Origin of the sequence: Halioglobus sp. HI00S01 (genome assembly GCF_001635445.1) — a bacterium.
GTDB lineage: Bacteria > Pseudomonadota > Gammaproteobacteria > Pseudomonadales > Halieaceae > Halioglobus > Halioglobus japonicus.
In genome coordinates, this window is record NZ_LWEE01000310.1 from 1 (window position 1) to 868 (window position 868).

Annotated in this window: 1 pseudogene; it reads left to right on the top strand. The window is 55.5% G+C overall.

Annotated features, from left to right (window positions below):
* Positions 1–241: 241 nt before the first annotated feature.
* Positions 242–868: pseudogene (locus A3709_RS19680) on the top strand (hypothetical protein); the annotation flags it as partial.

The following is an 868-nucleotide window of genomic DNA, read 5'->3' on the forward strand; positions in this document are numbered from 1 at the left end:
ATTCCCGCGAAGGCGGGAATCCAGTGTCAGCTTTGGGGCCAAACGCGGACGTTGATCAAACTTCTTTTCTTGCCGGCTTTATAGTCTCATAGATCATATCGATCTGGGGACAGAGATATAAAATCGCATATATGTCGTTGCACTCAGCGGGCACTCAAGCCTGCACACTGTCGCTGCGGGTAAACAGGTCTATGCTTTTATAATAGTCAACACGCAGCCGTCTGTGCGCTTGTATCGCCCTATGAATAGACCGCTCGAGTCAGCACTGCTTGACGCTATCGCCGATGACGCCACCATCGATGCAGCCTATGCCTGGCTCTGCCAGCAACGCCGTCGCTACCCAGCCAACGCCGATATTTGGCATCTGCGTTTTCATTGGCAGAGTCGTCGCCCCGAACTCATTGCGCAACTACGCAGCGGCGACTATCAATTCAGCCCGCAGCAGCGGCTGCTGAGTGCCAACGGCAAGCCCATCCACCTGTGGTGTGCCGAAGATGCCCTGGTACAGAAAGCGATGGCGATGGTACTGGGCTCAGCCTTGCCGGTCTCGCGGCGCTGTACTCATGTAAATGGCCAGGGTGGCCTGAAGGGGGCGCTGCGTTGGTTGCGCGCTAAACTGCCGCACCATCAGTTTGTCTTTCGCTCCGACGTCAAGGGTTACTACGAGAACATCGACCACACCGTGTTGTTGCAACAGCTGGATGCGCTGGTGCCCGATAAAGCAGTGTTGCGGTTACTCACACAGGTCATTGGCCGCACAGTGGAATCGGGTGGCATCTTTAACGTCATCAAAAAAGGCATAGGCCGGGGCTCGCCCCTGAGACCGCTGTTAGCGGCCATCTATCTCAAGCCATTGTATGATGTGATG